16 protein-coding genes are annotated in these 14,006 nt (G+C 34.3%); 4 read left to right on the top strand and 12 right to left on the bottom strand.

Translation table 11 applies throughout. From position 1 onward, the window contains the following. From ACJAZK_RS03990 to ACJAZK_RS03955, 8 genes are all read right to left on the bottom strand, one after another. Positions 1–220: 3-hydroxyacyl-CoA dehydrogenase NAD-binding domain-containing protein (locus ACJAZK_RS03990; RefSeq protein WP_415222721.1), on the bottom strand; the 220-nt coding region annotated here is incomplete at its 3' end. A 55-nt stretch (positions 221–275) separates the two neighbouring features. Continuing rightward, positions 276–1,055, bottom strand: a complete 780-nt coding sequence (locus ACJAZK_RS03985) for an enoyl-CoA hydratase-related protein (RefSeq protein ID WP_415222720.1) — start codon at positions 1,053–1,055, stop codon at positions 276–278. A 76-nt stretch (positions 1,056–1,131) separates the two neighbouring features. After that, positions 1,132–1,632, bottom strand: a complete 501-nt coding sequence (paaD, locus tag ACJAZK_RS03980) for a 1,2-phenylacetyl-CoA epoxidase subunit PaaD (RefSeq protein ID WP_028871534.1) — start codon at positions 1,630–1,632, stop codon at positions 1,132–1,134. Positions 1,633–1,728: 96 nt separating this feature from the next. Continuing rightward, positions 1,729–2,484: a 1,2-phenylacetyl-CoA epoxidase subunit PaaC gene (gene paaC, locus ACJAZK_RS03975; RefSeq protein ID WP_415222719.1), complete on the bottom strand. Its 756-nt coding sequence runs from the start codon at positions 2,482–2,484 to the stop codon at positions 1,729–1,731. 101 nt (positions 2,485–2,585) lie between these two features. Continuing rightward, positions 2,586–2,876, bottom strand: coding sequence for a 1,2-phenylacetyl-CoA epoxidase subunit PaaB (gene paaB, locus ACJAZK_RS03970; protein ID WP_415222718.1), 291 nt, complete (start codon positions 2,874–2,876; stop codon positions 2,586–2,588). Positions 2,877–2,956: 80 nt separating this feature from the next. Continuing rightward, entirely contained in the window at positions 2,957–3,913 is a 957-nt protein-coding gene (gene paaA / locus ACJAZK_RS03965) for a 1,2-phenylacetyl-CoA epoxidase subunit PaaA (protein ID WP_415222717.1), read from the bottom strand. Positions 3,914–4,171: 258 nt separating this feature from the next. Continuing rightward, positions 4,172–5,245 carry an FAD-binding oxidoreductase gene (locus tag ACJAZK_RS03960; protein WP_415222716.1) on the bottom strand — a complete coding sequence of 358 codons (1,074 nt, stop codon included), beginning with the start codon at positions 5,243–5,245 and terminating at the stop codon, positions 4,172–4,174. 137 nt (positions 5,246–5,382) lie between these two features. Further along, entirely contained in the window at positions 5,383–5,952 is a 570-nt protein-coding gene (locus ACJAZK_RS03955; protein WP_415222715.1) for a TetR/AcrR family transcriptional regulator, read from the bottom strand. A gap of 117 nt (positions 5,953–6,069) precedes the next feature. Here ACJAZK_RS03955 and ACJAZK_RS03950 point away from each other — a divergent pair, with 117 nt between their 5' ends. Both ACJAZK_RS03950 and ACJAZK_RS03945 read left to right on the top strand, forming a co-directional pair. Next, positions 6,070–7,815 (top strand): aromatic amino acid hydroxylase, encoded by a 1,746-nt coding sequence (locus ACJAZK_RS03950; protein ID WP_415222714.1) that lies wholly within the window; start codon positions 6,070–6,072, stop codon positions 7,813–7,815. A 10-nt stretch (positions 7,816–7,825) separates the two neighbouring features. Further along, positions 7,826–8,134: a rhodanese-like domain-containing protein gene (locus ACJAZK_RS03945; protein WP_028871541.1), complete on the top strand. Its 309-nt coding sequence runs from the start codon at positions 7,826–7,828 to the stop codon at positions 8,132–8,134. A gap of 81 nt (positions 8,135–8,215) precedes the next feature. Here the strand turns inward: ACJAZK_RS03945 and ACJAZK_RS03940 are convergent, their stop codons facing one another. The 3 genes from ACJAZK_RS03940 to gldB form a co-directional block, all read right to left on the bottom strand. Further along, complete coding sequence (locus tag ACJAZK_RS03940) at positions 8,216–8,557, bottom strand: DUF4230 domain-containing protein (RefSeq protein ID WP_415222713.1); 342 nt, start codon at positions 8,555–8,557, stop codon at positions 8,216–8,218. A 422-nt stretch (positions 8,558–8,979) separates the two neighbouring features. Then, positions 8,980–9,315 (bottom strand): gliding motility protein GldC, encoded by a 336-nt coding sequence (gene gldC / locus ACJAZK_RS03935; RefSeq protein ID WP_415222712.1) that lies wholly within the window; start codon positions 9,313–9,315, stop codon positions 8,980–8,982. Beyond that, positions 9,315–10,274: a gliding motility lipoprotein GldB gene (gene gldB / locus ACJAZK_RS03930; RefSeq protein WP_415222711.1), complete on the bottom strand. Its 960-nt coding sequence runs from the start codon at positions 10,272–10,274 to the stop codon at positions 9,315–9,317. The genes gldC and gldB overlap by 1 nt, the downstream gene beginning before the upstream one ends. Before the next feature lie 116 nt (positions 10,275–10,390). Between gldB and nadE the strand changes: the two genes are divergently transcribed. Continuing rightward, entirely contained in the window at positions 10,391–11,179 is a 789-nt protein-coding gene (gene nadE / locus ACJAZK_RS03925; protein WP_415222710.1) for an NAD(+) synthase, read from the top strand. Between the two features lie 133 nt (positions 11,180–11,312). Continuing rightward, positions 11,313–11,942 (top strand): response regulator transcription factor, encoded by a 630-nt coding sequence (locus tag ACJAZK_RS03920; protein ID WP_415222709.1) that lies wholly within the window; start codon positions 11,313–11,315, stop codon positions 11,940–11,942. Here ACJAZK_RS03920 and dnaG read toward each other — a convergent pair. Continuing rightward, positions 11,939–13,912: a DNA primase gene (gene dnaG / locus ACJAZK_RS03915; RefSeq protein WP_415222708.1), complete on the bottom strand. Its 1,974-nt coding sequence runs from the start codon at positions 13,910–13,912 to the stop codon at positions 11,939–11,941. The two genes, ACJAZK_RS03920 and dnaG, sit on opposite strands and share 4 nt — an antisense overlap. Positions 13,913–14,006 lie beyond the last annotated feature (94 nt).

Below are 14,006 nucleotides of genomic sequence, written 5' to 3'. Positions count from 1 at the left end.
AACTATCGACGTATGAAATATTAGATTGGATTCTAATTTTCTCTTCGGAATCGATTCGCCCTTTTTCTATAAGACGAACTAATATCTTTTCTAAAGCAGCTTTTGCTTTATCCAAAGCAGCTTGATTAGTATCGTATAATTTGACTTTACAACCAGCAGTAGCAGTAACTTGTGCTATACCACTTCCCATTGTTCCTCCTCCGATAATTCCTACATTCATGCTTTATCTTTTATTGTGGATTCCGCATCAAGTGCGGAATGACAAATCTGTTGATTTATCTTCCTTTAAATTCTGGTTTTCTTTTCTCTATAAATGCAGCAACACCTTCAGCATAATCTTCTGTACTCGCTGCTTCAATTTGTAATTTAGACTCTAAAGCTAGCTGAGATTCTAAATCATTTGTCATTGAATTATTATACAATTCTTTAATGAGACCTAAAGCTTTTGTTGGCATGTTTGCCATTTTCAATGCTAGTTTATTAATAGTGTCTTCAAATTCTTCTACTGGAACACATTTGTATATCATTCCCATTTTTTCAGCCTCAACTGCTGGAATTTTATCACCTAACATCGCTAACGCTAATGCTTTTTGAAATCCGATTAGACGCGGTAGAAAAAACGTACCAGCACTATCAGGAACTAAACCAATTAAACTAAACGCTTGAATAAAACTCACTTTTTCGTGTGCCACTATAACATCACAGGCTAAAGCAATATTTGCTCCTGCTCCTGCTGCAACACCATTAACTGCAGCTATTACTGGTTTCTTAATAGCTCGTATTCTTGTAATGATTGGGTTGTAATGTTCTTCGAGAATTTTTTTAAATCCTGGATTTAAGTCTGAATCTGTTACTTCTTTTAAGTCTTGACCAGCACAAAACGCTTTTCCGTTTCCAGTAAGAACGATTGCTCTTACGTCAGCATTCTTTTCACAAGCGTCTAAAGTGTCGTGAAGTAAAAATGCCATTTCACGATTGAAGCTATTGAATACTTCTGGTCTGTTTAGCCTTATTATGGCTACTTTATTTTCTATTTTTAATTCTATTGAACTCATTACATCTTTATTATTTATTGCAAGCACGAAGGCCATTACAGTGTTATATTAAGACTCCTGCTTTCGCAAGAATTGGTCACTTTAAACATTTAAAATAATCGAATGGTTCTTGACAATCATCACACTGAAATTGTGCTTTACATGCCGTTGAACCAAATTGACTTACTAGCCTCGTGTTTTGAGAACCACAATTGGTACACTTAACGATTCGTTTTCCGTTTAGCAAGACATCTATATCTGCTTCGGCATCTAAAGGCGCTGCTATTCCATAATCTTCTAAGGCTTTTCGACCTCTTGGTGTAATCCAATCAGTAGTCCATGCAGGATGTAAAATCAAATCAATTTCAGAGTCGTAACCTGCGTCCTTTAATGCTTTTTTAATATCGTCTCCTATCACATCCATTGCAGGACAACCACTATAGGTTGGCGTAATTTCGACTTTAACGATCTCGTTTATAATCACTGCAGAACGCACGACTCCCATATCCATAATAGATAATACTGGGATTTCTGGATCTGAAACCTCTTCCAATATTGGGATTAACTTTTCGTCTATATTTTGTTCTGTTGATGTCATATGTTTTTAAAACTGAATTTGAAAAGCTTTCTAACTACTGTCATCTTCAAATTCAACTTCTTTTTTTTTAGATTCCTGACTGCGCAGCAATTTGGGTTACCATTCCATATTTGGATAGGCGCGTTGCATGTATTGCAATTCACTTAATAAATACCCTAAATGCTCTGTATGAATCCCTTCTTTACCACCTTTTTGGAAATATTTTGATTCTGGTATCTCAAGGTCTGCTACCTGTAAAAGGTCATTTACTCGTTTATAATAATTTAATTTTAGCTTGGTTACATCGACACCTACGCCTTCTGCTACCATAACTTTATCGGCTTCTGTTTGATGAAACAATTCATCTGTATACGTCCATAAATCATTAATAGCCTCTTGCATTTTTTGATTACTCTCCTCTGTACCATCACCTAAACGCTTGACCCAATCTGAAGAGAAACGTTCGTGATAACTCACTTCTTTGATGCATTTATTTGCAATAGCAGACAACGTTAAATCTGTACTTTTCTGCAATTCTGCAAGGAATGCCAAATGATAGACATCAAATAAAAATTGACGACCAATGGTGTAGGCAAAATTCGTATTAGGTTGTTCTACCAATAATACATTTTTGTACTCGCGCTCTTTTCGGAGCATCGCAATATCATCTTCGGTTCTTTTATCTCCCGCAATTTTAGCTGCATATTGGAAATAGCTGCGAACTTGTCCGAATAAATCTAATGAGATGTTTGTACAAGCGATATCTGTTTCTAATGTTGGTCCATGACCACAAAGTTCTCCTAGGCGTTGGCCGAGGATTAAGCTGTTATCTGCAATACCAAGAATGTAGTTATATAAGTTTTCGTTTTTCATGTTTACTTCCCACGAAAGCGGGACTCATTTTAATTAAACATTGTATTAAATTTTAAGAATTTCCCGCTTTCTTGGGAATTGTATTTTGTACAAAGCTCAAATTACATATGTTTTACGTCGTCTGGCAACTCATAAAAAGTTGGATGGCGATACACTTTATCATGAGCAGGCTCAAATAATTCGCCGTTATTATCAGGATTTGAAGCTGTAATATTAATAGATTCTACAACCCAAATACTGACACCTTCACTGCGTCTTGTGTAGACATCACGTGCGTTTTCTAGAGCCATTTCTGAATCCGCTGCATGAAGACTACCAAAGTGCCTGTGCTCTAATCCGTTTTTACTTCTTACAAAGATTTCCCAGAGTGGCCAGTTTTTTTTATTTGACATAATATTAAAATTAAAATCGAGCGTGACATTGAAATCAAAAACCGTTCAGGTCCCTATTCGACTTCAATTTCAAGTCTCTATTATACTGCTTGTTTTTGTTTTCTTTCTTGTTTCTTTTCGGCATGCGCCATTGCTGCATCACGAATCCATTCGCCTTCTTCCCATGCACCGATTCTTGCTTTCATTCTTTCCTTGTTGCAAGGTCCATGACCTTTTACAACTTGCCAAAATTCATCCCAATTGATGTCTCCAAAATCGTAGCTACCACGTTCTTCGTTCCATTTTAAATCTGGATCTGGAATAGTTAAGCCAATTAATTCTGCTTGAGGAACTGTTTGATCTATAAACTGTTGACGTAAATCATCATTTGACTTTCGTTTTAATTTCCATTTCATGGACTGCTCGGTATGGACAGACTCAGCATCTGTTGGTCCTAACATCATTAAGCTTGGCCACCACCAGCGGTTTAACGCATCTTGAGCCAATTCTTTTTGCTCAGGGGAACCGTTAGCTAATTTCATCATGATTTCAAAACCTTGACGTTGGTGAAAACTTTCTTCTTTACACACACGAATCATTGCTCGTGCATAAGGTCCGTACGATGTGTTACACAACGGCACTTGATTAATAATAGCTGCACCATCTACCAACCAACCAACGGCTCCCATATCTGCCCAAGAGACTGTAGGATAATTGAAGATACTTGAATATTTGGCTTTCCCTGTATGTAATTGCTCGTACATTTCTTCTCTAGAAATCCCTAAAGTTTCAGTTGCAGAATACAGGTACAAACCATGACCCGCCTCATCTTGCACTTTTGCTAATAGCGCCACTTTACGTCTTAAGGAAGGTGCTCTTGAAATCCAGTTACCTTCTGGTAGCATACCTACAATTTCGGAATGTGCGTGTTGCGACATTTGACGTATATGCGTTTTACGATACTTTTCTGGCATCCAATCTTTAGGTTCGATTTTCTCGTCTCTTGCGATACGCTCATCGAATTGCCTTTCTAAACTTCTAATTTGCTCTTCACTCATTGTTTTTAGCTTTTAGCTGTTGGCTTTTGACCACAAGCGAGTTAATTTTTCTTTTTTACTATCCCAACCCTTTCCAAAAGAAAGGGCTTTTGTAATTGTTTTTAGCTTTAGAAATCAGTCTTAAATAATAGTCACTGATTTCTTATTTTGCGCTTACTCGATTGACAACCGCGTTAAGGATGGAGCACTTGTTGGAGCTCATCTTTGATAGCGACTTGCGAGAGCCTGACCCTTTAGGGTAACGCCCTAATTATTATGTTAAACGTCGAAATCGACGACGACTTTATCTGCCGTTGGCACAGCTTGACAGCTTAATACCAAATTTTGCGCGACTTCTTTTTCATCTAATGCATAATTAATTTTCATTTCTACTGATCCTCCAATCACACGGCATTTACAGGTGCTACAAACTCCGCCTTTACACGCAAATGGCAAATCTGCTCCAGCGCCTAAAGCTGCATCTAAAATATTATCATATTCTTTTGTCATCGTGAATGAAAATTCTTTTCCACCATCAACGATCGTAACTTCTACACCTTCTACTTTTTGTTGTGCTAAACGTTCTGCACGTTTAATATCATCTTCTGAAAGCCCAGTGACAAACAACTCAAAATGAACTAATTCTTTGGGCAAGCCTTGGTTAATTAAATACGTACTTATGTAGTTTACCATGTTCTCTGGTCCACAAAGGAATACCTCACTTGTATCTGGAATATCTATAAATGTTTTTGTCAAAATACCCATTTTATCATCATCAAAGCGACCGTTAAACAAGTCTATATCTCGCCGTTCTTTGGTTAAAAAGTAGTAGATTTCGAATCTTCCGAAATATTTGTTTCTTAGTTGTTCTAGTTCTTCTTTAAAGATAATAGATTTAGCTGTCTTATTGACATAAAATAACTTACATGTTGAATTTGGCTCTGCTTTAAGATGCGTTTTCACCATAGATAGCACTGGAGTGATACCGCTTCCTGCCGCAAAAAATAGATAATTTTTAGCATCTTCTGGTTTAACTGAGACACCAAAATTACCACTAGGAGACATAACTTCCAGGTCATCTCCAGCTCTCAATACTTCGTTTATATAGGTCGAAAACTTTCCGCCAGGGATAAGTTTAACAGCAACCTGCCATTTATTCTCAATAGGACTTGAACACAAAGAATAAGAACGACGCACATCCTCATTATTAATATCTACTTTTAAAGTCAAATGTTGCCCTTGTCTAAATTTAAATGCGTCTTGCAAGTGCACTGGGACCTCAAAAGTCACTACTGATGTATCTTCTGTCTCCTTATAAATATCTGCAACTCTTAAGTTGTAAAATTCTGCCATTACTATCCTTAACCCTTTCCAGAGGAAAGGGAATTATTACGTTAAACTTTATTAAAACCTATCAGGCTTTCAAAACCTTACAGATCAAACTAACAACTGTTAGTTTAAAGAACAAAGATACAAAATTTAAATCTTAATTAATTGTTAATTCCGTCAATGAGAACTTGACTCAATCCATTAGCTAAATCGTTTGCGTTAAGATCTTCTTTTTTGGGAATCCATAAATACAACGACCGCAAAGTAGTTAGCATTGAAAACATGATAATTTCGGGATTACTATTTTTAATTTCTGAAGTAGTAATACCTGTTTTTATAATCTTAAGAAAATTAGCTTCATATTCATTTCTAAGTTTAAGGTAGTATTCTAAATGGTCTTCTAGGTGCATCCAGTCATTATTTAAAGACGCCATACCGCTAGTGTTATGAGATGTGATATCAACATGTAAGCTTACGATTTTTTTAAGTTTATCAATATTAGATTCTTCTGAACTGATAATTATATCCATTCCATTAGTGAATTCTTCAGCTATACATATGATAATGACTTTAAGTATGTCTTGTTTCGAGTTGATATGATTATAAAGACTAGCTGCTTTCATCCCCATTGCAGTTGCCAAATCACGCATGGTCACGGCACTGTAACCTTTCTCTTTAAAAAGTTTAGCAGCAGTATTTATAATTTCATCTTTACGTGTTTCAGATTTCATTAGCGCTAAGATACATATTCGGCTTAAACTATATCTCAATCAAAACACGACATATTAAAAGGCGATTTTTAATTCATAACTTTGCAATGTTTTAAAGTTAAATCATCTCAATATTCTATGAATACTCAAATAGAAACCAATCCTTTAATTGATAGATTACCACCTCACTTAAAGCAATTTATTAAACCTCAAAACTACGATGACTACTCCCCAATCAATCAGGCAGTTTGGCGTTATGTGATGCGCAAAAACGTGTCTTACTTAAGCGAATTTGCTCACCATTCATACGTAAAAGGATTACACAAAACTGGAATCTCTGTTGACACCATCCCGAGTATGTATGGTATGAATCGTATTTTAAAAGATATTGGCTGGGCTGCAGTTGCTGTGGATGGTTTTATACCTCCTAATGCATTTATGGAGTTTCAAGCCTACAAAGTATTAGTCATTGCTTCGGAAATGCGACAACTAGAAAATATTGAATACACACCAGCTCCAGATATCATTCATGAAGCTGCAGGTCACGCCCCAATAATTGCAAATCCAGATTATGCAGAATACTTAAGACGTTTTGGAGAAATTGGCGCGAAAGCCATCTTATCATCACATGATAATGATATGTATGAAGCTGTAAGATCTCTTTCTATTTTGAAAGAATCTGCTGACTCCAGAAATGAGGAGATTGAAAAAGCTGAAGATGTAGTTAACGAACTTCAAAACAAAAAAGTGCCGCTTTCTGAAATGGCAAAAATCAGAAACTTACACTGGTGGACTGTTGAGTACGGATTAATTGGCACCATTGAAAATCCAAAAATTTATGGTGCAGGATTATTGTCTTCTATTGGTGAAAGCAAATGGTGTATGACTAAAAATGTGGAAAAATGGCTGTATAGTAGTGATGCTGCAGACATAGAATTTGACATCACTAAACCGCAGCCTCAACTTTTCGTAACTCCTGATTTCGCCTATTTAATGCAAGTTCTTGAGGAGTTCTCTAGCAATATGGCACTTAGAAAAGGTGGATTTAGAGGCTTACAAAAACTTATTGATTCTCAAAAAATTGGAAGTATTGAGCTCAATACTGGTTTACAAATTTCTGGCATATTTACCCAAATGATAACTGATGAAGACAATAATGTTGTCTTTTTTAAAACCCAAGGACCTACTGCTTTAGCCAATAGAGACAAAGAACTTATTGGCCACGGCAAAAACGCTAATATAAATGGATTTAGTTCTCCTATTGGCAAACTTAAAGGGATTAGTCTAGCCATTGAAGACATGCGACCACGAGATCTAAAAGCTTATAATTTTTACGACGGAAAACGCATCTCTATAGAATATGAGAGCGGCATTACTATTGAAGGCTTAAATGTTACTGGAATTAGAAATGTCTTTGGCAAATTAATCCTTATCGAATTTGAAGATTGTACTGTTACCTATAAAAAGCATAAATTATTTTCTCCCGAAGAAGGCACTTTTAAACTAGCTGTTGGCTCCTCTATTACTTCTGCTTTTGCTGGTGCTGCAGATTATAGATCATTTGATAACTTATATCATGTTTCAGAAACAAAAACAACTAAACTTGATAAAAATAAAACGATACTTGAATTGGAATTACTCTATAAAAAAGTGAGAACTCTAAGAGATTCAACATACACCGCTAAAGATCTAGAAGTAATTTTCAGTACATTATCAGCGAATCATCAGGAAGATTGGCTTTTAGCTATAGAACTGTATGAATTGACAAATAATTTCGACAATAGACTGAGTGAAGATATTTTAAGTTATTTAAACAAAATGAAGATTAAAAAACCTAAAATAGCTCACTTAATTGATAATGGATTAGAATTAATTACTCTATAAAACTTTAACTATGGGATTTTTAAATTTTATTTTTGGCAGGAAAAAACGTCAAGTACAAGAATACTTAAATAATGGAGCAATTATTTTAGATGTAAGAACACAACGCGAATGGGATAATGGACATATTAATAACTCTGTTCATATTCCTTTAAATGAATTGAATACTCGAGTAAAGGAAGTAAAAGCATTAAATAAACCTTTAGTGGTCTGTTGCGCAAGTGGCGTTCGTTCCAATAAAGCCGCTAAATTCTTAAACCTCAAAGCTATTGACGCTATCAATGGTGGCGGTTGGGTTAATCTAGAAAAAAATATAAATTGAAATGAGATTCGCAGCTCTACATATTGTGTGGCTTCGACTAGGCTCAGCACGACATTATGAATACATCGTGTGTTACCAGAATTACTTCTTTAGACTCGGTAGGTTTTTAAGCTTATCAAAATTGCTCACTAGGTTTTGATTATATTCTAAAGTCCAACCCTTAGTATTGGTAAGAATATAAAATTCAGACAGTTCGCTAATTAGTCTGTTTTGTGCGTTTGATTTTAAATCTGAAGCTTCAATTTTTTTGACTAGTGATGTATTCACTATTTTTTTTACGTCATTATAATCTTTAGCTTCAAATTGGTTTAGGAAACCGGCTTGAATGTCATAATATTCAAAATCTGGACTAATTTTAATTTCTTCTTTTGGAATACTCATAATACGACGAGTTTTGGCTAATTCGTCAACTTCATACGTCATCAAGCTAAATCATAACTAACGGTCACATCTGCATTTACGATTACAATAGCTCTTTTCTCGGCTTCTAATAAATCACCAAAAACTGCTTTTGAGTTTTTATAAGTAAAACCCTAACTAAAATAGCCTTCTGTAACTACTAACTTCCCAACGTTCTTGATTAGCTCTTGAATGAGTGCTGTATTTTCCAGAAGCGACATTCTATCTTCTTTTTTATCTCAACAATATTTAAATGCAAAGAGTACAACTAGAGTAATAATGACACCAAAAAGCGTCTATCTCATATGATAATTTACATCAAAAAAACCTTAGTTTTCTTTGATGCACGAAACCTAACTAATATTTGTTATTTCATTGAAATCGATAAAACCCAACAGTTTTCAAGCTGCTTCATATGATCTCAACTTTACATTAAGTTTAAATTATTAATCCTTTGTAAGTTCCAATTTCTCAGCAAAATAGTCGCAGAAATCTTTCATAGTTGCCGTCATTTTATCATCTTGAGTAGCTCTTTGGAAGGTATTACTCATTTCAACTAGTGTTTGATGAAAAAACTGTTTCATCTCGTCAACAGGCATGTCTTTAGTCCACAAATCAATACGAAGAGTTTCCTTAGCTTTCCCATCCCAAACAGCAAGCATCATTGCTTTTGCCTCTTCGTTTGAGATACCGCCATCTTCTGCGGTCCAATGTAATTTTTCTGGAACTTTATTTTCGTCAAGTTCTATATTGAGCTCTATTTTGGATGTGTGATTTGCCATTATTTGGAGGGTTTGTAATTTGATTTATTAAATATATCTATTGCTTCGGTTTGCAACATTTCGTTAAGAGAAACCTTGTTATTTTTCATATATGATCTTACAATTTGCCAACCTATATATTGGCCAAGTCGTCCTGGAGTTTCATTATCTAATGCTAAAAAGAATTTTGAAAAAGGTGCCTCTGCTATAAAACGCGCTGGTAAAGAACTATCGGTATTGTAAAGCATTTCATTTTCTACAAATTCTGTCCAAATCATATCTTCATTAAAGTTAGCGAATTCCAATTGCTCTTTTGAGTAACCGATTTTTTCAGCATCAGTTTTAAATGGAATGACTTTATCTTTGAAATACAGCTGTTTTCCGAAGAAAATCATCTCGTCTAAAAATGTCTTTCTTTGAGATTGAAAAATTTGTTTCTCTGCATACGCTTTTGCCAAATCGACGACTACTTGTGATGGCTCCAAATTTTGAGTAATATATTTAGGGAAATTTCCATAAAATTTATGATCTTGACCTAAATAATTATCAAGCGGAATAAGCACTATAGTATCTGTGACAATGACTTTATCTCTATAAGAAACATTATTTGTCAAGGTAATTATACGAGGTTCGGTAAAGGATACGTTGTAATATTTTAAATGCTGAAATAACCTATTGATTTCATTTTTGATTGTCGAAAAGTCATTAAATTTTTTACTTGCTTCGTTTAACAACTCATTTTGCAAAGTATCACTCATTTGAGCTATAAAAATTGAATCAGGAACATGATTTGAGAACATGAATGGATATACCTTTTTAAGCTGACCTAAATCCTCTGGTTTAGCCTCAGCGAAAGCACGATCAAATCGCTCAATATTAAAATGTGTATCAATTTTTGCGATTTCGTTCTCTAAGGCTTCATCATTTTTACAACTAAAAAAAGCCGCTAGAACAAAAACAAATAGTGTTATTTTTCTCATGTACTTAGATTTCAAAATTTTAATAAAAGTAAATATGTTTTACTAACTGATTTTTGAGTTTATCTTATTATTTTTGTAAAGCAAAGGTACTCTTCTTAAAATAAAAACTCAATAAAATGCAAACAGAAAAAGTCGTTGAACATATTGTAAATTGGCTTAAAGATTATGCTAAAAAAGCTGGTGCGAATGGTTTTGTTATAGGTATATCCGGAGGAATTGATTCTGCTGTCACGTCCACTCTGTGTGCCAAAACAGGGTTAAAGATTCTATGCATTGAAATGCCAATTCATCAAGCTGAAAGTCATGTAAGTAGAGCACAAAAACATATTTCTCAATTAAAAGAGCGTTTTTCTAACGTAAAAAGCACTAAAACAGACCTGACACCTGTTTTTGAAGAATTTAAAACAGAAGTCTCTTTAGACGGCGAACAAGCTACTGTAGATATGGTATTAGCTAACACAAGAGCTCGATTAAGGATGACCACCTTGTATTATCATGCTGGAATATTAGGGCTTTTAGTCGCTGGAACTGGAAATAAAGTTGAAGATTTTGGTGTGGGTTTTTACACAAAGTATGGAGATGGTGGCGTTGATTTGAGTCCTATTGCCGATCTTATGAAATCTGAAGTTTACCAAATAGGAGAATACCTTAAGGTACCAGAATCAATTATAAAAGCTACACCAAGTGATGGTTTATTTGGAGATGCTAGAAGTGATGAAGATCAAATTGGTGCTTCTTATCCAGAACTAGAATGGGCAATGAACATGAAAGAAGAGGGGAAAACTGAAAATGCTTTTGAAGGACGACAAAAAGAAGTATTTCGAATATTCACCAATTATAATCTCTCAAATACTCACAAAATGGTAGCCATACCAGTTTGTGAAATTCCTAATAATTTAAAATAATCGCTGAGATAATCACACAAAAACTGAACTATGTTGAAATTTTTAGTAGCTTTGTATGAAAAATTACAACATTCTTGAATTTATTTAACAAGTTCTGGCTCATTATTTTAACTAACTAATTTAAATATGTATTATGATTAAGGTATTAGTGGTTGATAACCATCCTATCGTAACTACTGGCTTTCAATTATTATTTGATAATCATGAAGACATTCAAGTAGTGGGAACTGCTGGAAGTGGTGTTGAGATTTTTGAGTTTGTAAGACGTCATGAAGTTGATGTTATTGTCTCAGAAATTGAGCTCCCAGAGCTCAATGGGATTACCGCGCTTAGAGCTATTAAGAAAGAGCATGGCAAGATTAACATTATTATGTTTAGCTACCATCCCGAAGAAATCTATGCTATAAGCACTATAAAAGCTGGAGCATCTGGATATGTATCAAAATCTGAATCTACAAATGTCATCATAAAAGCGATAAAGACTGCTTACAGTGGAGGAATTCATCTAAGCGATAAGATGTCTAAACATTTAAACTATAATGACACAAAACAGTCTAAAACTAGAATTTACAAACGCTTATCAACTCGCGAAGTAGAAGTCCTAAAATTATTATCATCTGGCAAAAAAAATAAAGAAATTGCTTTAGAACTTGACATTAATGAGAAAACAGTAAGTACTTATAAAGCAAGACTTTTTAAGAAACTTAATGTCACAAATCTTATTGATTTAGTAAATCAAGGCAAACACATGGATATTTCTTAAACTTTACCTCCAACAACTTTTCCAAGTTTTCTAGACAGTAACATTTTTAAACCTAGATAATCCTTAACATCCTCTAATATATTTCTGGAGTTCGCATCCTCTCGCAAGGTATCATTTTGATATTCTAATACTTTTTTATCAATCAAATAACAACGCAATGTCAAAATTGTTTGTGTTACTAACTGAGCAATTGAATGTTGTTTTGCCTTCGGAATGATATGATTACGCTCCCAATCATGCAATGTGTAACGCTCATCATTCATTAATATAGTAGTCACATCATTAGCCAACTCTTGATCTAGTCTATTTACGAAATTCTGTATTGAGAATTCAGGTTCTTGATGCAGCGTATCTATAATTGTTTGATATAACGTCTTAAAGATAGGATTTGAAAACTGCATCTCGTCTTCTTGCAAATCAAGATATATCTTCTCAAAAACTTTAGCATTTTGGATTACTGGTTCTAATTGCAATTCACCATCGTCTGATTCTTTTAAAACTAAGTCTTCAAAATCCTCTACCTCTGTACCATAGAGTAATAAGATTTCAATTATTTTACGTTCTAATTCATATTGCAAATCTACTTTTTGCGCTTTAGGCTCTGATTTTACAACTTGAAATGCGTTTTGTTTTTGCTCATTCTTGTGGGTTTTATTTGCCTCTTGAACATCTTTTTTATTTATTTGGGCTAAGGTCGTAAACAGCACGTCTTCTCTAATATCCATAATACGGGAGCATTCTTGGATATAAATTTCCTTTTTTATTTGATCAGGTATTTTAGAGATACTATTTACAATATCTCTAATAGTCTCTGCTTTTTTTATTGGGTCGTTATTAGCTTCTTTTATTAATAAAGAGGCTTTAAATTGAATAAAATCTTTGGAGTTGTCCTTGAGATACGTTGTTAATTCTTCAAGCGTCTTTTGTTTTGCAAAACTATCTGGATCTTCACCTTCCGGAAAACCGCAGACTTTCACGTTCATACCTTGCTCTAGAATCAAATCTATACCTCGTATTGAGGCTCTAATTCCTGCCGCGTCACCATCAAAAAGTACTGTGATATTATTTGTCAATCTATTTACAAGTCTTATCTGCTCAGAAGATAACGCAGTACCAGAAGATGCTACAGTATTTTTAATTCCTGCTTGATGAAATTGAATGACATCTGTATAGCCTTCAACTAAATAACAATTATCTTCTTTAGCTATTGCTTGTTTTGCATGGTAAATCCCATAGAGTATTTTGCTTTTGTGATATACTTCACTCTCTGGAGAGTTCATGTACTTAGCAGCCTTTTTATCTACTTTTAAAATACGCCCTCCAAAACCTAGAATACGACCACTCATACTATGAATAGGAAACATAACACGACCTTTAAAACGATCAAATTTCTTATCTGGCTTGACTATTGTTAATCCTGTTTTTTCAAGAAACTCAATTTGATACCCTTGCTTTAAAGCTTCATCTGTAAAGCCTTGCCACTCATCTAATGAATATCCTAGATTAAACTGTTTAATGGTTTCGTTTGTAAATCCACGTTCTTTAAAATAGCTTAAACCGATCGCTTGACCTTGATCTGTTTTAAATAGGATACGCTCAAAATATTGCTTAGCATATTCATTAACCAAATACAAACTCTCTCTTTCATCAGCTTCTTGCTTTTGCTCATCGGTTTGTTCGGTTTCTTCTATTTCAATATTATATTTTTTAGCGAGATATTTTATAGCTTCAGGATACGTAAAATGCTCATGCTCCATTATAAATGTGACTGCATTCCCTCCTTTTCCGCTGGAAAAGTCTTTCCAAATTTGCTTTACAGGAGACACCATAAAGCTTGGTGAACGCTCATCACTAAATGGACTCAACCCTTTAAAGTTACTTCCTGACTTCTTCAACTGAACAAAATCACCAATAACCTCTTCAACGCGAGCGGTTTCAAATACTTGTTCTATGGAGGATTTTGATATCAATTTTAAAGATAATAGTTAACATCAAATTTAAGCTATTATATGCTAACAAAAAAGCACCATTCGTTTTATAAAAGGTGCTTTAAATCGTATTTTG

Source organism: Psychroserpens sp., from assembly GCF_047633235.1.
Lineage (GTDB): Bacteria > Bacteroidota > Bacteroidia > Flavobacteriales > Flavobacteriaceae > Psychroserpens.
Note: the sequence above shows the minus strand (reverse complement) of the source record. Positions and strands in the feature narration are given on the sequence as shown.

Coding starts and splice junctions, on each gene's coding strand:
- ACJAZK_RS03985 (WP_415222720.1), bottom strand. CDS start 1,055: ATGAGTTCAATAGAATTAAAAATAGAAAATAAAGTAGCCATAATAAGG.
- paaD (WP_028871534.1), bottom strand. CDS start 1,632: ATGACATCAACAGAACAAAATATAGACGAAAAGTTAATCCCAATATTG.
- paaC (WP_415222719.1), bottom strand. CDS start 2,484: ATGAAAAACGAAAACTTATATAACTACATTCTTGGTATTGCAGATAAC.
- paaB (WP_415222718.1), bottom strand. CDS start 2,876: ATGTCAAATAAAAAAAACTGGCCACTCTGGGAAATCTTTGTAAGAAGT.
- paaA (WP_415222717.1), bottom strand. CDS start 3,913: ATGAGTGAAGAGCAAATTAGAAGTTTAGAAAGGCAATTCGATGAGCGT.
- ACJAZK_RS03960 (WP_415222716.1), bottom strand. CDS start 5,245: ATGGCAGAATTTTACAACTTAAGAGTTGCAGATATTTATAAGGAGACA.
- ACJAZK_RS03955 (WP_415222715.1), bottom strand. CDS start 5,952: ATGAAATCTGAAACACGTAAAGATGAAATTATAAATACTGCTGCTAAA.
- ACJAZK_RS03950 (WP_415222714.1), top strand. CDS start 6,070: ATGAATACTCAAATAGAAACCAATCCTTTAATTGATAGATTACCACCT.
- ACJAZK_RS03945 (WP_028871541.1), top strand. CDS start 7,826: ATGGGATTTTTAAATTTTATTTTTGGCAGGAAAAAACGTCAAGTACAA.
- ACJAZK_RS03940 (WP_415222713.1), bottom strand. CDS start 8,557: ATGACGTATGAAGTTGACGAATTAGCCAAAACTCGTCGTATTATGAGT.
- gldC (WP_415222712.1), bottom strand. CDS start 9,315: ATGGCAAATCACACATCCAAAATAGAGCTCAATATAGAACTTGACGAA.
- gldB (WP_415222711.1), bottom strand. CDS start 10,274: ATGAGAAAAATAACACTATTTGTTTTTGTTCTAGCGGCTTTTTTTAGT.
- nadE (WP_415222710.1), top strand. CDS start 10,391: ATGCAAACAGAAAAAGTCGTTGAACATATTGTAAATTGGCTTAAAGAT.
- ACJAZK_RS03920 (WP_415222709.1), top strand. CDS start 11,313: ATGATTAAGGTATTAGTGGTTGATAACCATCCTATCGTAACTACTGGC.